The following is a 17,684-nucleotide window of genomic DNA, read 5'->3' as shown; positions in this document are numbered from 1 at the left end:
TATATCTGGTGGAAAAAATATGCCTACTCTCATTCTTGCCTCCACATCTCCCTGGCGCCGCGTTTTGCTGGAAAAGCTAGCAATGCCTTTTGAATGCGCGGCTCCGGAAGTAGACGAAACGCCGTTGCCCGCAGAGAGTCCTCGCCACTTAGTCACTCGTCTGGCGCAAGAGAAAGCGCAATCACTGGCTCACCGCTATCCGGCGCATCTTATTATTGGTTCCGATCAGGTGTGTGTGCTGGACGGTGAAATCACCGGTAAACCTTTAACGGAAGAGAAAGCCTGCCAGCAGTTAGCCAAAGCCAGCGGCAATATCGTTACGTTCTATACCGGTCTGGCGCTGTATAACTCCGCGACGGGACATTTACAGACGGAAGTGGAGCCGTTTGATGTTCACTTCCGCCATCTCAGCGACGCGGAAATTGAAGACTACGTGCGTAAAGAGCGCCCGCTACACTGCGCAGGGAGTTTTAAAAGCGAAGGACTGGGAATTGCGCTCTTTGAGCGTTTAGAAGGCCGCGACCCCAACACGCTGATTGGTTTGCCGCTGATTGCGCTGTGCCAGATGTTACGTCGTGAGGAGATGAACCCGCTCAAAGCATAACCGTGTCTTGCCTGATGGCGCTACGCTTATCAGGCCTACGCATGATTTGTAGGCCTGATAAGTTGCGTTCGCGGCAATCAGGCTGGCTTACGCAGCGCCTGCAAACAGCGCTTCAGTTGATCGTCCATCGGCGCTTCGATACGCAGTACCTCACCCGTGCCTGGATGGGTAAACTTCAGCGCAGCCGCATGCAGGAACAGCCGTGATAAACCGGTTCCTGCCAGTTGCTTATCGAACTCACGGTCACCGTAGCGGTCGTCAAAGGCAATAGGATGTCCCGCATACTGGGTGTGGACACGGATCTGGTGTGTGCGGCCGGTCACCGGGCTACAGCGAACCAGCGTGGCAAAGGCGTAGCGCTCTTCTACCTTAAAGCGCGTTTCGGACGGTTTGCCTTCCTGATTCACCCGCACAATGCGTTCGCCGCTTTGCAGAATGTTTTTCAATAAAGGCGCCTGAACCGTTTTGACATGCGACTGCCACTGCCCGCGCACCAGGGCGAGATAATCTTTCTGCATCCCCTTCTCGCGCAGTTGCTCATGCAGCGAACGCAGCGCCGAGCGTTTTTTCGCCACCAGCAGCACGCCCGACGTATCGCGGTCAAGGCGGTGTACCAGTTCGAGGAAACGCGCTTCCGGACGCAAGGCACGTAAGCCTTCAATCACGCCAAAGCTTAACCCGCTGCCGCCATGCACAGCGGTTCCCGACGGCTTATTCAACACCAGGATATGGTCGTCTTCATAAAGGATGACGTCAGCCAGTGCCGCCACTTTTTGCAGATGCGGTGAAACCGCCTCGTCTTCACGTTCAGCCACGCGAACGGGCGGAATACGCACTTCATCGCCCGCTTCCAGTTTGTATTCGGGTTTGATGCGTTTTTTATTCACCCGCACTTCGCCTTTACGCAAAATGCGATAAATCATACTTTTCGGTACGCCTTTGAGTTGCGTGCGCAAAAAGTTATCGATGCGTTGCCCCGCTTCGTCAGCAGTAATCGCAATAATTCTTACGGATGGAGTCTCTGTTTTCATGGGGGCCGATTCTAAATAGCCATAAGGATTAGCGCCACTCATTTTTCTATGCTTATATTTATCTTTAACCTTCTTCACTCACGTGCTTCATGACTGATTTGGTGGTTATTAAACCAATCACCGTTCAGAAGTGAAAAAACTGTGAGTAAGCGGGTGATAAATGGTAAAAGTCATCTTGCTATAACAAGGTTAGCAGTGGAATAATGTCACCGCTTCCGTGCTGAATCTTGTTAAAACAAGGAATTTTACGGAAAGACCCATTTTGTCCGAACGATCATCCACGCAGCAATGGCGTAAGACGTATTGATCTTTCAGACAGTTAGCGGGCTGCGGGTTGCAGTCCTTACCGGTAGATCGGATCTTCTCTGGAGAGTAATACCCAGGCGGTTCCCCTGATAATTGCGCTGCGTTTCCGTATGAAATGCAGGCAACCGACACTCTGCGCCTCTTTGAGCTGACGATAACCGTGAGGTTGGCGACGCGAATAGACACGAGGCCATCGGTTCACACCCGGAAAGGCAATACTCTGCCCGCAGCTTAGTCGTCAATGTAAGAATAATGAGTAAGTTACGATGAAAAGAATGTTAATCAACGCAACTCAGCAGGAAGAGTTGCGTGTTGCCCTTGTAGATGGGCAGCGTCTGTACGACCTGGATATTGAAAGTCCTGGACATGAACAGAAAAAAGCGAACATCTATAAAGGCAAAATCACCCGTATTGAACCGAGTCTGGAAGCAGCTTTTGTTGATTACGGCGCTGAACGTCACGGTTTCCTCCCGTTAAAAGAAATTGCCCGCGAATATTTCCCTACCAATTACAACGCTCATGGTCGTCCGAACATCAAAGATGTGCTGCGCGAAGGCCAGGAAGTTATTGTTCAGATTGATAAAGAAGAACGCGGCAATAAAGGCGCTGCGCTGACCACCTTTATCAGCCTGGCGGGTAGCTATCTGGTTCTGATGCCAAACAACCCGCGCGCGGGCGGCATCTCTCGTCGCATCGAAGGTGATGACCGTACGGAACTGAAAGAAGCGCTGGCAAGCCTTGAACTGCCTGATGGCATGGGCCTTATCGTGCGTACCGCGGGCGTCGGCAAATCTGCCGAAGCGCTGCAGTGGGACTTAAGTTTCCGTCTGAAACACTGGGAAGCCATTCAGAAAGCGGCTGAAAGTCGCCCTGCTCCGTTCCTGATCCACCAGGAGAGCAACGTGATTGTTCGCGCCTTCCGCGACTATCTGCGTCAGGATATCGGTGAAATCCTCATCGATAACCCGAAAGTGCTCGAACTGGCGCGCCAGCATATTGCGGCGTTGGGTCGTCCGGATTTCAGTAGCAAAATTAAGCTCTACACCGGTGAAATCCCGCTGTTCAGCCACTATCAGATCGAGTCGCAGATTGAGTCCGCCTTCCAGCGTGAAGTGCGTCTGCCTTCCGGTGGCTCTATCGTTATCGACAGCACTGAAGCGTTAACCGCCATCGACATCAACTCCGCTCGCGCGACCCGCGGCGGCGATATCGAAGAAACCGCGTTTAACACCAACCTGGAAGCGGCCGATGAGATCGCTCGTCAGTTGCGCCTGCGTGACCTCGGCGGCCTGATCGTTATCGACTTCATAGACATGACCCCGGTACGCCATCAGCGTGCGGTGGAAAATCGTCTGCGTGAAGCGGTTCGTCAGGATCGCGCGCGTATCCAGATAAGCCATATTTCCCGCTTCGGCCTGCTGGAGATGTCCCGTCAGCGCCTGAGCCCGTCGCTGGGCGAGTCCAGCCATCACGTCTGCCCGCGCTGTAGCGGTACCGGCACCGTGCGCGACAACGAATCGCTGTCCCTGTCTATTCTGCGTCTGATTGAAGAAGAAGCGCTGAAAGAGAATACCCAGGAAGTCCACGCGATTGTGCCTGTACCGATTGCCTCTTACCTGCTCAACGAAAAGCGTACAGCAGTAAATGCGATTGAAACCCGTCAGGATGGCGTGCGCTGTGTGATCGTGCCAAACGATCAGATGGAAACGCCGCACTACTCCGTGCTGCGCGTGCGTAAAGGTGAAGAGACGCCGACCCTGAGCTACATGCTGCCGAAGCTGCATGAAGAAGCAATGGCGTTACCGTCTTCTGAAGAAGAGTTCGCCGAACGTAAACGCCCGGAACAACCCGCCCTTGCCACATTTGCGATGCCGGACGTTCCGCCTGAGCCAACGCCTGCCGAACCGGTAGTGCAAGCCGCTGCGCCGAAGGCCGTGGTTGCCCCAGTCGGACCGGCTGAACCGGGTCTGTTGAGCCGTTTCTTTGGCGCGCTGAAATCACTGTTCAGCGGTAGCGAAGAAGCAAAACCTGCCGAGCAGCCTGCACCGACTGTCACAGAGAAGCCGGAACGTCAACAGGATCGCCGTAAGCGTCAGAACAACCGCCGCGACCGTAACGATCGCAGCGAACGTCGTGATAACCGCGATAATCGTGGCGAACGTTCAGAGAGCGGTGAAAACCGTGACGAGAACCGCCGCAATCGCCGCAACGCGCAGCAGAATGCCGAGACCCGCGATAACCGTCAGCCGTCTACTGACGCTGCGGATAAAGTGAAGTCTGGTGATGAGCAGCAGCCGCGTCGCGAACGTAACCGCCGTCGCAACGAAGACAAACGTCAGGCTCAGCAAGAAGTGAAAGCGCTGAATCTCGACGAGCAGCAGACCCCGGAGACCGAACAGGAAGAGCGCGTTCGTCCGGTTCAGCCGCGCCGTAAACAGCGTCAGTTGAACCAGAAAGTCCGCTATAACAATGCGTCCGAAATGGAAGTGGTAGAAGCCGCCACCGAAGAGAGCGTTGCCGCACCGATCGCAGAACAGACTGCACCGACACAAAGCACCGAGCTGGTGAAAGTGCCATTGCCGGTGGTAACTGAAGTTACGTCTGAGCAGGATGACAACGGTGAAGCGCGTGATAACACGGGTATGCCGCGTCGTTCCCGCCGTTCCCCGCGCCATCTGCGCGTGAGTGGTCAGCGTCGCCGTCGTTACCGTGATGAGCGTTACCCACTGCAGTCGCCGATGCCGTTGACGGTTGCTTGCGCCTCTCCTGAAATGGCGTCCGGTAAAGTGTGGATCCGCTACCCGGTAGCACGTCCTCAGGATGCGCAGCCAGAAGCACAGGAAATCGAACAGGTGCAGGCACAATCCGTTGTGACCGAACCGCAAGCGGTAGTTGCTGCCGTTGAAACCGTTGCTGCGGTTGAAACAGTTGTTGAAACGGTGACAGAAGCACCGGTTCAGGCTGAAGCAGTGGTTGAAACCTCGCATCCGGAAGTGATAGCCGCCCCGGTGGCTGAGCAACCGCAAGTGATTGCCGATGCCGATGTCCCTGTCGCTGAAGACGTTGCCGCTCAAGCAGAACCTGTCGCTGAAGCGCAGGAAGCCGCTTTGGTAGTTGAAGAGGCGCCTGAAGTCGTCGCAGTAGAACCTGAAACAATGGCGGTAGAAACTGACGTTGTTGTGGTTGAACCTGTCACCGCTGAACCTGAAGCAGTTGCAGAGCCTGAAGTGGTTGCAGAACCTGAAGTGGTTGCAGCGCCTGAAGCGGTTGTAGCGTCTGAAGTGGTTGCAGAACCGGTTGAAGCGCCTGTGGTCGTTGAGGCGCCAACCGTACCTGCGACGGTCGCCGAAACCGTTGACGTTGCACCGGTCACGGAAATCACCGCACCGGTAGCAGCAGAAACGATTGCTGAGCATAGCCACGCAACCGCACCGATGACCCGCGCGCCAGCGCCGGAATACGTGCCGGAAGCGTCGCGCCACAGTGACTGGCAGCGCCCTGCTTTCGCCTTTGATGGCAAAGGTGCCGCAGGTGGTCACAGCGCCACGCAGCATGCGTCCGCCGGACCGACCCGCCCTCAACCTGTCGAGTAAAATCGATAGCGTAAAAAGCCGACCTCCGGGTCGGCTTTTTTTATTCCACTTCTGGCCGCCGCATGCCCGCCAGTTCCGGCATCACCTTTTTCATCAATTCCAGAAATTTGCGCAGGCGACCAGGATGATATCGCGCCCACGGGTAGACCAGATGCGCCGGCAAAGGTGCGGCCTGCCAGCCAGGTACTAACTCAACGAGTCGCCCTTGCGCGATATCTTCTGCCACCGTGTGGATGCTGATTGCGCTTTCCGCCGTCGGGTTTGACCTGGGGCTGCAATCGAGCCTGGTCGCACACCAGAACCTGGTGTATAGCCTGGAGCCACATGCACGGGGTCGCCTGAACGCGCTGCTGTTCAGCGTCGTTTTTATCGGTATGGCGCTGGGTTCGGTGCTTGGCAGTCAGGTTTATGCGCTGGCGAACTGGCAAGGCGTCGTCACGCTGGCCACGCTGAGTGGAGCCATCGCGCTGATCATCAGACTGGCGGGGAAGCGATCATTTACCCAGCAACGCGTTAGCATGTAACCGGCAAAAAAATGCCCGCTCCGGGGTGAGATGGAGTGGGCAGACAAAACATACCCAGTTTCATGATATGTTTTAAATTGGTATTAGCGGTTGAGCTGGAACAGCGACATCCCCTGCATATCAGTAAAGGCTTTATAAGATGCCTGAAGCGCCGCCTGCTGCATGACGTACGACGAAATCGCCGCGTTCCAGTCCACATCCACCAGATTACTCATCTGCTGCGTTTGCCCTAATGCCCGATCGGTCCCCAGCGAGTCCAGTGAACTCAACTCACTCAGTTGGGTGCCCAGTTCCGCACGTACGCTCAGTACGTTGTTGAGCGAGTTCTTCAGGCCACGGTTCGTTTTATCAATCACCGCTTTCGCCTGCTCTTTCAGCGCTTCATCATCACCCACCGGCGATTTCAGTGACTCAATCGCTGAATCCAGCATTCTGAAGAGGTTGGTTTCGGACGTCCCATTGTCAGGTTCCGGAACCGCATTACTGGTGATCGAGTCGAAAATTTTGTTGCCGGTGTGGCCGATGATCATCGAGCGGGAAGCATCGACCTGTTGGGTGATGCTATCCGTACCGCCGCTGTAGGTGCCGTCAGCCTGAGCAAACGGAGCCGTTTCTGTTTTATAACCAGCAAAAATATAGCGACCATTGCCGTCGGTGCTGTTTGCCAGGTTCATCAACTGATCGCGGATCCCCTGTAAGTTAGTCGCCAGCGAGGCGCGGTCATCGTCACTCAGCGTTCCGTTACCGGCACTGATGATTTTTTCCTGCGCGTTCTGAATCGCGGTTGTCACCTGATTCAGTACGTTCTCTTCCAGCGAAACCTTCTGCGTGGCAAAAGTTCGCGCCAGGGCGAACTGGCTGTTCTCCGCCTGCGCCTGTGACAGCACCACGGCCTGCGAGGCGGCGATGGGATCGTCAGACGGATTGATCACCCGCTTCCCCGTCGACATCTGCTCACCGTACTTCATCCATTCCGCCTGGGAATTGGTAATACCGCGCATGTTCTGCTGGTACATCATTTGGGTACTGATACGCATCGTTTCGTGCTCCCTTAGCGAATACTCAGCAGTGCATCAAACAGAGAATTGGCGGTTTGCAACACCTGGGCATTAGCCAGGTAATATTGCTGGAAGCGTTGCAGGTTGCCGTACTCTTCGTCAAGGTTGACGCCGGAAATAGACTGTTGCTGATTGCTCAGTTGTGTCACCACGTTGCCCTGGGTAGTGCTGCTGGTTTTCAGCGTCGCGGTTTTGCTACCCACATTACTTACCAGCGTCGCATAGGCGTCGTTAAACGATTTTGAGCCGCCCACGGTGGTGTCGTTTTTTTGCAGATCCAGCAGTGCCTGACCGTTACGGTTGTCGCTCTCGCCTGCCGTGGCGCTCTCAGCCATTGCAATTTGCGATTCGTTAGTGACCTTAACGCCCATGTTAATGATGGCGTCGCTGACCGGCTTGACGATGAAGCTGTCATTTTCAGCCGCCGTTGTATCAACGGTAATTTCCAGACCATCAAAAGTCAGTTTGCCCGAATCTTCGGTGGCTTCAAAAGTGGTGCCATCAGCAAGACGCGTGACCTGCCATTTGGCCCCGTCGTAGACCATCTTATAATCGGTCGCCTGGACTTCTGAAGCGGTCTTCACCGTCGCGGAGATGCTGCCCGTATTCTTCTTATTGCCATACACAGCCGGGCTGCCGATGCTAAAGAAATCGACATCAGTATTGCCATTCGCATCGTACCCTTCCCTGTGCTGTTGGTTAAAGGCATCCGCAAAGGCCAGCGCCAGTTGTCCCAGCGTGTTACGCGTCTGATCCAGATCCTGAGAACGGAAGGTCAGCAGACCGCCGAGCGACCCGGTCGTGAGCAGTTTTTCCGGAATTTCGATATTGCCCGCGATGGAATCCACATAGGCAACGGTGGTTCGCGAAGGATCGGCCTGCGACTGAACTGCCGCTAACTGGCGCGCATTGCTGCCCTGCACCAGTGAATAGCCGTTCGCCATGGTAATGTTATAGGTGCCGCCGTCCTGAATGCTGACTTCCACGCCGACAATTTTGTTCAGTTCGCTGACCAACTGGTCGCGCTGATCAAGCAGGTCATTCGGCGAAGCCCCTGCCCCCACGCCGGTCAGACGTGAGATCTGGTCGTTCAGGCTGGCAATCTGCTTGCTGTAGTTGTTGATCTGGTCGACGCTGGAACCGATCGCAATATTGACCTGTTTGTCCTGATCGCGCAGATACTGGTCGGTCGTTTTAAACTGGTTAACCAGCCCATTGGCTTTGCCAATCAGCGTCTGGCGCGCCGCCGGGTCTTCGGCGTTACTCACCAACGTTTGCAGACTGGTGAAAAAATCCTGCATTGACGTGGAGACAGAGCTGGTTTTGCTGGCCAGCAGATTATCGACTTTGGACATCTGCTCATAACGGGTCGTCAGACCGCTACTCTGATTCTGCGCCGCACGCAGCTGATTGGTGATAAACGCATCGTATTCGCGCTGCACACCCGAAACATAGACACCATTGCCCACCCAACCACCCGCACCCAGCGTGCTATTGGCTTGCGCCATGATGGTCGTCTGACGGGTATAGCCCGCAACGTTATAGCTGGAAATGTTGTTACTGGCAGTATTCAGCGCCGCCTGAGCCGCGCTTAACCCGCTCATGGCGTTATTAATCAAGCTGGACATGGATGTTCCTTTTAATCCTTCAGTTACAAATCATTATCGGCAGCAGGTCACGAGACTTGAGCCATTTAGAAGAGATTGTCGAGATTCGTGTTGTAGGCGTTACTCACCTTCTCGCTCATCGACTTCAGCTGTTGGATCATGCTGGTCAATTTGCGTGCATAGTTCGGGTCGGTGGCATAGCCGGCGCTTTGCAACGCCTGTGCGCCCTGCTCTGCGGTGACCGCCGTGGTCACCGCCGCGTAGCGCGGATTGCGGGTCAGCAGACCGACGTAATCCGACAGCGCTTCGAGATACGAGCTGTACACGCGGAATTTAGCCTTCACCTTCTTCGCTTCGCCGTTTTCATATTCGGTCGTGGTGATTTCCGTCACCGGCCCTTTCCAGTTGCCGGAAGCTTTCACGCCAAACAGGTTGAAGCTCGGTTCGCCGTTTTCCCGGCGGATCTGCCGCTGGCCCCAGCCCGATTCCAGCGCCGCCTGCGCCAGAATCAGGTGATGCGGAACGCCACTCTGTTCACTGGCCAGACGGGCAGGAAGGGACAGCTGCGCGAGGAAGTCTTTGCTGTCGCCGGAGAGCGGTTCATCATTGCTCTCCAGCGTTCTCGGCATCGCTTTACGCACCAGTTGCGTCAGCGCCTGATTCTGATAGCTGGTCACCGTTTCCAGCGGGAACTTCATCGGCACCTGCGGGGTCTCTTCCGCAGGCTGCGCCTGCCCCTGCGTCATCTGCTTAACCATCATTTCCGCCAGCCCCAGTCCTTTCCCGGCGGTCATCTGCTGCGCAATCTGCTGGTCATACATGCTGGTATACAGACGCGTCTGATCGCTGCTGAAAACGCCGTCTTTCGGCAGCGCTTCACGCATACTTTTCAGCATCATCTGGACGAACATCCCTTCCACCTGGCGGGCTACCGGACGGATGTTCGCCGCCGGATCCTGACCCGCCTTCGCCTTCAGTTCGTTCAGCGATTGCGCATCCCAGGCGGCGCTGGCCATCAGTTTGCTGTCGCTAATCATCAGATGATTTCCAGTTTCGCGCGTAAGCAACCGGCGCTCTGCATGGACTGCAGAATTGACATCAGATCCATCGGCGTTGCCCCCAGCGCATTCAGCGCACGGACCACGTTGTTCAGATTCGCGCTGGAGCGGACGCTTTGCAGCGAACCGCCGCTCTGGCGCAGGTCAATCTGCGTTTGCGGCGTCACCACCGTCTGACCGCCGCCAAACGGCGTATCCGGCTGGCTGACGTTGGCCTGACGGTTAACGGTGACCGAGAGATTCCCCTGCGCAACGGCGCAACTATCCAGCATCACTTCGCGGTTCATCACCACCGAACCGGTACGTGAGTTGATCACCACCTTCGCATCCTGCGGCGTCATGCTCACCTCCATATTCTGGATATCCGCAAGGAAGCGAACCTGAGAACTGTTGCCGCTCGGCACGCGAACCTGAATCGTACGCGCATCCAGCGCGGTAGCGCTGCCAAAGCCGCGCGACCGGTTGATGGTGTCAGCAATTTGCTGCGCCATGGTGAAATCTTCATTATTCAGTTGCAGGTTCAGCGTATTACCCGCGCCGAACTGGCTGGGCAACTCACGCTCAATAGTGGCCCCGTTGGTGATCCGCCCGCCGTTAAGCTGGTTCACCTGCACGCTGCTTCCCCCCGCAGACGCCCCGGCACCACCGACTAAAATGTTGCCCTGCGCCAGCGCATACACCTGGCTGTCGACCCCTTTCAACGGCGTCATCAGCAGCGTACCGCCGCGCAGACTTTTCGCGTTCCCCAGCGATGACACCACCACGTCGATGGTTTGTCCCTGACGCCCAAAGGCCGGGAAGGAGGCGGTGACCATCACCGCCGCGACGTTTTTCAACTGCATGTTCGTCCCGGTTGGCACGGTGATCCCGAGCTGCGAGAGCATGTTGTTCAGGGTTTGGGTGGTAAATGGCGTCTGGGTGGTCTGGTCACCGGTCCCGTCCAGCCCCACCACCAGGCCGTAGCCAATTAACGAGTTTTCACGCACGCCCTGCACGCTGGTCAGATCGCGGATACGATCGGCATGCGCCAGCGTGGCGGCGAGGACCAGGACCAGTCCAACAACAGATTTCAACATGGGAGACCTCGCTTACATCGGCGACAGGTTAAGGAAGAAACGCTGGAGCCAGCCCATATTTTGCGCTTCGTTGATGTAGCCGTTACCGACATATTCAATACGTGCATCCGCAACCTGCGTTGACGGAACGGAGTTGCTGCCGCTGATGGTGCGCGGATTCACAACCCCGGAGAAGCGGATGAACTCAGTGCCCTGGTTAATGGCGATCTGTTTTTCACCCACGACGTGTAAATTACCGTTAACCAGCACCTGATCGACAGTCACGGTCAGCGTGCCGCTAAAGGTATTGCTGGCGTTGGCCCCGCCCTTGCCGTTAAACGTGTTACCACCGGAAGCTTCGACGTCCGCGCGCGCGTTGCCGAATAACCCTTGCAGATAACGTGGAACGGTATCGAAGCCAAAGTTGGTTTTGCCATCGCGACTGGCGTTGGCGGAAGAGCTCTTACTGGCGCTGACGTTTTCCTGCAGTACGATGGTCAACGTATCGCCGATGTTGCGCGGGCGACGGTCTTCAAACAGTGGCTGATAGCCATAGTTGATGGGCTGCGCGGACTGAAAAATCGAACCATTTGCCACCGGCGTCGGGCCAGGAATAGGCTGCGCCGTGGTCGCGCCCTGGACGAGCGGAGTGGAAGGTATCCAGGCACATCCTGACAGTGTAACCACCAGCAGGGCCATGATCGGGTAAGCGTGCGCAGCGTTTTTTTGCATTACCTTTATCTTCTGAATCAGGGTGCCGGTGAGGTGCAAGCCTCACCGGACAACGCCTTAAAGTTGCGTCAGTTTTTGCAGCATCTGATCGGTCGTTGAGACCGCTTTGCTGTTGATTTCGTAAGCGCGTTGAACCTGAATCATATTGACCAGTTCCTCCGCGACGTTGACGTTGGAGGTCTCGACATAGCCCTGGTACAACAGACCGGCCCCGTTCAGACCCGGCGTGCTCTCATTCGGCGCGCCGGAAGACTGGGTTTCGGTGTACAGGTTTTCGCCGATGCTCTCCAGACCGGTATCGTTCATAAAGGTCGTCAGGTTAAGCTGACCCACCTGAACGGGTGCCGCCTGTCCCTGCTGGGTCACGCTCACCACACCGTCACGACCGATGGTGATGCTCAGAGCGTTAGCCGGAATGGTAATCGCTGGCTGAACCTGAAAGCCGCCAGCGGTCACCAGTTGACCATTCTGATCGACCTGGAATGATCCATCGCGGGTATACGCTGAGGTGCCATCCGGCAGCAGGACCTGGAAGAACCCCTGACCTTTAATGGCGACGTCTTTACTGTTGTTGGTTTGCGACAGGTTGCCCTGGCTGTGCAGACGCTCAGTCGCCACCGGACGCACGCCGGTACCGATTTGCAGACCGGACGGCAGCGTGGTCTGCTCAGAAGACTGCGCGCCAGGCTGACGAATGGTCTGGTAAAGCAGATCTTCAAACACCGCGCGTTGACGCTTAAAACCATTGGTGCTGACGTTTGCCAGGTTGTTGGCAATCACATCCATGTTGGTTTGCTGCGCGTCCAGGCCGGTTTTGGCGATCCATAATGAACTGATCATAAAATGTCCTGTATTAAGTCATCGACAGCAGTTGGTTAGCGCGACCAGCGTTGTCATCCACGCTGCTGATAACCTTCATCTGCATTTCAAAACGGCGGGCGCTGGCAATCATGTCGCTCATGGCGGACACCGCGTTGACGTTGCTGCCCTCCAGTACGCCCGACATCACGCGAATGGTCGGATCGGCCTGCAACACCGGGCCACGGGTTGCCTGTGCGGCAGCGGTCAGACGGAACATCCCGTCATCGCCACGCTGCACTTCGTTACCCTCGGCCTTCACCAGCTTCAGACGTCCCACCGGCGCGATGGTGTTCGCCGGATCGCCGGGATTCAGCGCTGAGATAGTGCCATCCGCCGCGATGGTGATTTCCGAACCTTCCGGAACCGCAATCGGCCCGGCTTCGCCAATCACCGGGTGCCCCTGAATGGTCAACTGTCCGGTCGGATCAACCTGAATGCTGCCGTTACGGGTATACCCTTCGCTGCCGTTCGCGGTCTGTACCGCCAGCCAGCCATCCTGCTGTAACGCCACGTCCAGCGGACGCGAGGTGTAATCCATCTGGCCCGGCGTCATATCGGCCCCCGGCGTGGACGCGGTGACCAGCGTACGCGTCGGCAGCGACAGCCCTTCGACGGGCACGGCGCGCAGCGCATTGAGCTGCGCACGAAATCCCGGCGTCGAGGCATTCGCCAGGTTGCTGGCCGTCACCGCCTGTTGGTTCAGCGTCTGACTGGCCGCCCCCATCGCGGTATAGATTGCGTGATCCATTACGTTATCCCGTCAGGCGCTTAGCGCAGGTTAACCAGCGTGTTGAGGATCTGGTCCTGGGTCTTGATGGTCTGCGCGTTCGACTGATAGTTACGCTGGGCGACGATCATGTTCACCAGTTCTTTACTCAGATCCACGTTCGAAGACTCCAGTGCGCCGTTGGTCAGCTTACCGAAGTTACCGGTCCCCGCCGTCCCCAGCAGCTCCACGCCGGACGCCTGCGTGGCGGCCCAGACGTTATCGCCCTGAGAGGCCAGGCCTTCGTTGTTGGCGAAGTTCGCCAGCACTATCTGCCCTAACACCTGTTTCTGTTCGTTGGAGTAGTTGCCGACCACGGTGCCATCGTCGTTAATCTGATAGCTGACCAGATCGCCCGGCTTGTAGCCGTTTTGCGTGGTGGCAATGACGGCGTTAGTCCCGGTGTTCTGCTGCATGGAGTTCTGCAGGCTCAGGGTGAAGGTCGCGGGAATAGCGCCATTGACCGTACCGGTGGTAATGGAGAATGACGGCGTCGCGTTAGGCGTACCGCTCAATACCCAGTCTTCAGCCGGTAATGTCGTGCTGTGCGTATATTCTTCAACACTATCCAGTCCCCCGTTCTTATCGAATGTCATTTGGGCGGCTTTCACCAGCGGTGAGTTCGCGACACTGGAGTCCTGAGTCCAGACATCCCAGGTGTTATCGCCCGTCTTAACGTAGAACAGGTTAATATCGTGCTGATTACCCTGACTGTCGAACACCGTCACAGGTGCGCGCTTGTTGTAGCTGTCAGCGTCGGTTGGTGCGAAGGGCTTATTCGCCGGGATCTTGTCCGTCGAGTTCAGGTTGATCTGCATCGCCGCGGTATCGGTACTTTTCGCACCCATCAGCGTATTCGGGATGGTGATCGGTCCCGGGTTCGCCCCTTGCTGAATAGTCGGCGGCGTGCCGGTTGCCGGGTAACCCGTCAGTTGCATGCCCTGCATGTTGACCAGGGTACGGTTTTCATCCAGTTTGAACTGGCCGTTACGGCTGTAGAAAACAGAACCATTACTGTCGACCAGACGGAAGAAGCCGTTCTGGCTGATGGCGACATCCAGACCGCGACCGGTGTTGGTGGTCGTGCCGTCGGTAAAGTCCTGAGTGATGCCTGCGACTTTTACCCCCAGACCGACTTTCGAACCGGCAAACATATCCGCAAAGGACGCCGTACCGGATTTAAAACCATAGGTTGCGGAGTTGGCGATGTTGTTACCAATGACATCGAGGTTGGTCGCTGCGGCATTCAGACCGCTAACCGCTTGTGAAAAAGCCATGATGACTCCTGATTAGTGAGAAGGCTTAGATTATCTGCCGTACTTCGTCGAGGGTGGTGGTTCCGTAGGTGCCCAGATCCAGTGTGTTGCCGCTGCTGCTGCGAATCACCCCTTGCACCAATGCGAACTGCAGTGGTTGTGCCACCAGTTGCGTTGCGCCGTTACTGGCGGTCATCGCCACGTTATATGAGCCGTTCTCTGCCGTGGTGCCATCGGTCAGGGTGCCGTCCCAGGTAAAGGTGTGAACACCGGCCTTCAGCGCGCCAATCTCAATCGTACGCACCACTTTGCCGTCTTTGTCGGTAATGGTGGCGGTGACTTTGTCAGCCGGCTGTTGCAGCTCAACGCCAAACGGCGTGGTCGTGGTGGTGGCCCCCTCTTCGCTGCCTTTCCCCGCCAGAATGGTGGTGCCCGGGATCATCACGCCATGACCAATCAGCGTGCTGGCCTGTAATGACTGGCTGTTGTCGATCTGCCCGGAAATCGATCCGAGGGTGGTATTGAGTTTCTCAATACCACTGACGGTGCTGATCTGCGCGAGTTGCGTGGTCAGCTCATTGTTCTGCATCGGGTTAGTCGGATCCTGGTTTTTCAGTTGCGCCACCAGCAGCGTCAGAAAGCTGCTTTGCAGATCGGCCGCATTGCTGCCCGACAGGGAACTCCCGTTGCTGGCGCTTTTCACACCGGTGTTTGTCGGATCGTTAACGTTTACCGCAATTGACATGGCTGTCTCCTTTTACTGGCCCAGTGTCAGCGTCTTAAGCATCATGCTCTTAACGGTGTTGAGGACTTCGACGTTCGCCTGATAACTGCGGGAAGCCGACATGGTATTCACCATCTCTCCGACCACATCGACGTTAGGCATCTTCACGTAGCCATTGGCATCGGCCAGCGGATTGCCTGGCTCATAGACCAGCTTGTCCGGTGCCTGACTCTCAATGACGTCCGACACTTTCACGCCGCCCGTTGCCGCACCTGGAGCCGCATCCACCTGGAAGACCACCTGCTTTGCGCGATACGGTTGACCATCCGGTCCCGTGACGCTGTCGGCGTTGGCCAGGTTACTGGCGGCCACGTTCAGGCGCTTGGACTGCGCCGTTAATGCCGAACCGGCAATATCAAAAATATTCAGCAGCGCCACGGATTAGTTCCCCCCCTGTAGCACGTTCATCATGCCTTTAATCTGTCCGCTCAATGCGGTCAGACTCATCTGGTACTTCAGGCTGTTATCCGCAAACTGGGTGCGCTCCCGATCCATGTCGACGGTATTGCCGTCGAGTGAAGGCTGGTCGGGAATGCGGTAGAGCAGATCCGTAGACGGTGCCGTGATGGCCTGGGCGGGAATATGCTGTGCGGAGGTTAATGCCAGCGACACACCGCTGGTTTCTTGCCGTCCACGCACCATGACTTTTTTTAACTCACTGGCAAAATCCATGTCGCGCGCCTGATACCCCGGCGTATCGGCGTTCGCAATGTTGGCGGCCAACACCTCTTGCCGTTGGGCGCGCAGATTCAGCGCTTCCTGTTGAAAACGTAAGGCGGCGTCGAGCTTATCGAGCATATCTCCTCCGCAGATGACAAAATTCAGCCGACAGCTTAAATCCCATTACGCGCGCGTTATCGCCGGAATAAACGCAAAATGGGTCGCTATTTGTTGCGTTGATGGTTGCGTCACGCGGGTAGAATCCTGTCATTGCCAAAACGGTGGGAGGTGACAATGCAAACGTTAAAACGTGGATTAGCCATGCTGGCGCTGCTGTTCAGCCCCCTGACGCTGGCTCAGGATTTGAATGCGCAGCTTAACGACTGGTTCGTCCAGCGTCTGGCGGGATTCAGCGACGACGTGGTCGTTACCGTGCGTACCGCGCCCAATCTGCTGCCGCATTGTGAAACGCCGGCGTTCAGCATGACCGGGGCAAAGCTGTGGGGGAACGTGAATGTGCTGGCACGTTGCGCCAATGAAAAGCGTTACCTGCAGGTCAACGTGCAGGCGACGGGGAACTATGTGGTCGCAGCCGCGCCCGTTACCCGTGGAGGGACGCTTGGCCCGGCCAGCGTCACGCTCAAACGCGGACGGCTTGACCAACTCCCCCCACGCACTGTGCTGGATATCAGCCAGGTTCAGGACGCGGTGAGTCTGCGCGACCTTGCGCCAGGACAGCCCATCCAGCTCAATATGCTGCGTCAGGCGTGGCGGATTAAGGCCGGACAGCGCGTACAGGTGGTTGCGAGCGGCGATGGATTTAGCGTCAATGCGGAAGGTAAAGCCCTGAACAATGCGGCGGTCGCGCAGAACGCACGAGTGAGAATGTTATCGGGTCAGATCGTCAGCGGTATTGTCGATCCTGATGGGAATATTCTTATTAACCTATAATGAGTTAAAGATTTTGTCGCGGCTGCCGATAGTGATTACACATTAGATGATAGCTGGCCGCTACAGCATAACCCCTCGATGAGGATGATAAAAATGAGCATTGACCGTACCTCACCTATGAAACCCGTTAGCACCGTTCAGGCGCGTGAAACGACGGATGCGCCGGTCCTCAAAGCGCGTCAGGAAAAAACCTCGACGGCAACCAGTACCAGCGTGACGTTAAGCGATGCTCAGGCAAAACTGATGCAGCCTGGCGCGGGTGACATCAACATGGAACGCGTTGAAGCCCTGAAAACCGCTATTCGTAACGGTGAGCTGAAGATGGACACGGGGAAAATTGCCGACTCGCTGATCCGCGAGACGCAGAGCTATCTCCAGAGTGAGTAACTGACCGTATGACGCGCTTGTCAGAAATACTCGATCAAATGACGGCTGTCCTGAATGACCTGAAAACGGTAATGGACGCCGAACAGCAACAACTTTCCGTGGGTCATATTAACGGGAGCCAGCTGCAGCGTATTACAGAAGAAAAAAGTTCTCTGCTGGCGACTCTGGACTATCTGGAACAACAGCGGCGACTGGAACAAGACCCGCAGCGTAGCGCGAACGATGACGTGGCCGAGCGCTGGAAAGCGATTACCGATAAAACGCAGCACTTACGCGACCTGAATCAGCATAACGGCTGGTTATTGGAAGATCAGATTCAGCGCAATCAACACGCGCTTGAGGTTTTAAAACCGTATCAGGAACCGTCACTGTACGGTGCGAACGGTCAACCCTCTTCTGCCTCTCGCGGCGGGAAAAAATTCTCTATTTGATGGTTTCCGGATGGCGGCAT

17 protein-coding genes and 2 pseudogenes are annotated in these 17,684 nt (G+C 56.3%); 6 read left to right on the top strand and 13 right to left on the bottom strand.

Translation table 11 applies throughout. From position 1 onward, the window contains the following. Positions 1 to 19: 19 nt before the first annotated feature. Positions 20 to 604 carry a Maf family protein gene (locus F384_RS05390; RefSeq protein WP_046478997.1) on the top strand — a complete coding sequence of 195 codons (585 nt, stop codon included), beginning with the start codon at positions 20 to 22 and terminating at the stop codon, positions 602 to 604. Positions 605 to 681: 77 nt separating this feature from the next. Here the strand turns inward: F384_RS05390 and rluC are convergent, their stop codons facing one another. Beyond that, the gene (gene rluC / locus F384_RS05385) at positions 682 to 1,635 is read right to left on the bottom strand and encodes a 23S rRNA pseudouridine(955/2504/2580) synthase RluC (protein ID WP_052746999.1); all 954 of its coding nucleotides are present in this window, start codon (positions 1,633 to 1,635) and stop codon (positions 682 to 684) included. A 572-nt stretch (positions 1,636 to 2,207) separates the two neighbouring features. Here rluC and rne point away from each other — a divergent pair. Beyond that, a complete protein-coding gene (gene rne, locus F384_RS05380; RefSeq protein ID WP_046478994.1) occupies positions 2,208 to 5,534 on the top strand; it encodes a ribonuclease E in 3,327 nt (1,108 codons plus the stop codon). Positions 5,535 to 5,574: 40 nt separating this feature from the next. Here the strand turns inward: rne and F384_RS05375 are convergent. Then, positions 5,575 to 5,775: pseudogene (locus F384_RS05375) on the bottom strand (LysR family transcriptional regulator); the annotation flags it as partial. Here F384_RS05375 and F384_RS05370 point away from each other — a divergent pair. Next, positions 5,765 to 6,058 (top strand): annotated as a pseudogene (locus F384_RS05370) (MFS transporter); the annotation flags it as partial. The pseudogenes F384_RS05375 and F384_RS05370 sit on opposite strands and share 11 nt — an antisense overlap. Positions 6,059 to 6,141: 83 nt before the next feature. Here the strand turns inward: F384_RS05370 and flgL are convergent. From flgL to flgB, 11 genes are all read right to left on the bottom strand, one after another. Further along, positions 6,142 to 7,095, bottom strand: coding sequence for a flagellar hook-associated protein FlgL (gene flgL, locus F384_RS05365; protein WP_046478988.1), 954 nt, complete (start codon positions 7,093 to 7,095; stop codon positions 6,142 to 6,144). Between the two features lie 14 nt (positions 7,096 to 7,109). Further along, positions 7,110 to 8,744: a flagellar hook-associated protein FlgK gene (gene flgK / locus F384_RS05360; RefSeq protein ID WP_046478986.1), complete on the bottom strand. Its 1,635-nt coding sequence runs from the start codon at positions 8,742 to 8,744 to the stop codon at positions 7,110 to 7,112. A gap of 65 nt (positions 8,745 to 8,809) precedes the next feature. Beyond that, a complete protein-coding gene (gene flgJ, locus F384_RS05355) occupies positions 8,810 to 9,760 on the bottom strand; it encodes a flagellar assembly peptidoglycan hydrolase FlgJ (RefSeq protein WP_046478984.1) in 951 nt (316 codons plus the stop codon). After that, the gene (locus F384_RS05350; RefSeq protein WP_046478982.1) at positions 9,760 to 10,857 is read right to left on the bottom strand and encodes a flagellar basal body P-ring protein FlgI; all 1,098 of its coding nucleotides are present in this window, start codon (positions 10,855 to 10,857) and stop codon (positions 9,760 to 9,762) included. Before F384_RS05350 ends, flgJ begins: the two co-directional genes overlap by 1 nt. A gap of 12 nt (positions 10,858 to 10,869) precedes the next feature. Continuing rightward, a complete protein-coding gene (gene flgH, locus F384_RS05345) occupies positions 10,870 to 11,568 on the bottom strand; it encodes a flagellar basal body L-ring protein FlgH (RefSeq protein ID WP_046478981.1) in 699 nt (232 codons plus the stop codon). 57 nt (positions 11,569 to 11,625) lie between these two features. Beyond that, a complete protein-coding gene (flgG, locus tag F384_RS05340) occupies positions 11,626 to 12,408 on the bottom strand; it encodes a flagellar basal-body rod protein FlgG (protein ID WP_042319653.1) in 783 nt (260 codons plus the stop codon). A 13-nt stretch (positions 12,409 to 12,421) separates the two neighbouring features. After that, positions 12,422 to 13,177, bottom strand: coding sequence for a flagellar basal-body rod protein FlgF (gene flgF / locus F384_RS05335; protein WP_044258017.1), 756 nt, complete (start codon positions 13,175 to 13,177; stop codon positions 12,422 to 12,424). Positions 13,178 to 13,197: 20 nt separating this feature from the next. Further along, entirely contained in the window at positions 13,198 to 14,472 is a 1,275-nt protein-coding gene (gene flgE, locus F384_RS05330; RefSeq protein ID WP_046478976.1) for a flagellar hook protein FlgE, read from the bottom strand. Positions 14,473 to 14,497: 25 nt separating this feature from the next. Continuing rightward, positions 14,498 to 15,196, bottom strand: coding sequence for a flagellar hook assembly protein FlgD (gene flgD, locus F384_RS05325; protein WP_046478975.1), 699 nt, complete (start codon positions 15,194 to 15,196; stop codon positions 14,498 to 14,500). Positions 15,197 to 15,208: 12 nt separating this feature from the next. Beyond that, the gene (gene flgC / locus F384_RS05320) at positions 15,209 to 15,613 is read right to left on the bottom strand and encodes a flagellar basal body rod protein FlgC (RefSeq protein WP_042319667.1); all 405 of its coding nucleotides are present in this window, start codon (positions 15,611 to 15,613) and stop codon (positions 15,209 to 15,211) included. A 3-nt stretch (positions 15,614 to 15,616) separates the two neighbouring features. Further along, the gene (gene flgB, locus F384_RS05315) at positions 15,617 to 16,033 is read right to left on the bottom strand and encodes a flagellar basal body rod protein FlgB (RefSeq protein ID WP_042319669.1); all 417 of its coding nucleotides are present in this window, start codon (positions 16,031 to 16,033) and stop codon (positions 15,617 to 15,619) included. 156 nt (positions 16,034 to 16,189) lie between these two features. Here flgB and flgA point away from each other — a divergent pair, with 156 nt between their 5' ends. From flgA to flgN, 3 genes are all read left to right on the top strand, one after another. Beyond that, positions 16,190 to 16,846 (top strand): flagellar basal body P-ring formation chaperone FlgA, encoded by a 657-nt coding sequence (flgA, locus tag F384_RS05310; RefSeq protein ID WP_046478973.1) that lies wholly within the window; start codon positions 16,190 to 16,192, stop codon positions 16,844 to 16,846. A 93-nt stretch (positions 16,847 to 16,939) separates the two neighbouring features. After that, positions 16,940 to 17,233, top strand: a complete 294-nt coding sequence (gene flgM / locus F384_RS05305) for a flagellar biosynthesis anti-sigma factor FlgM (RefSeq protein WP_046478971.1) — start codon at positions 16,940 to 16,942, stop codon at positions 17,231 to 17,233. Between the two features lie 8 nt (positions 17,234 to 17,241). Next, positions 17,242 to 17,664: a flagella biosynthesis chaperone FlgN gene (gene flgN, locus F384_RS05300; protein ID WP_046478969.1), complete on the top strand. Its 423-nt coding sequence runs from the start codon at positions 17,242 to 17,244 to the stop codon at positions 17,662 to 17,664. Positions 17,665 to 17,684: the final 20 nt, after the last annotated feature.

The sequence above is a fragment of the Citrobacter amalonaticus Y19 genome, from assembly GCF_000981805.1.
In the GTDB taxonomy this organism is placed as follows: Bacteria; Pseudomonadota; Gammaproteobacteria; order Enterobacterales; family Enterobacteriaceae; genus Citrobacter_A; species Citrobacter_A amalonaticus_C.
The sequence above is the reverse complement of the archived record's forward strand: the minus strand, read 5'-3'. Positions and strand labels throughout refer to the sequence as shown.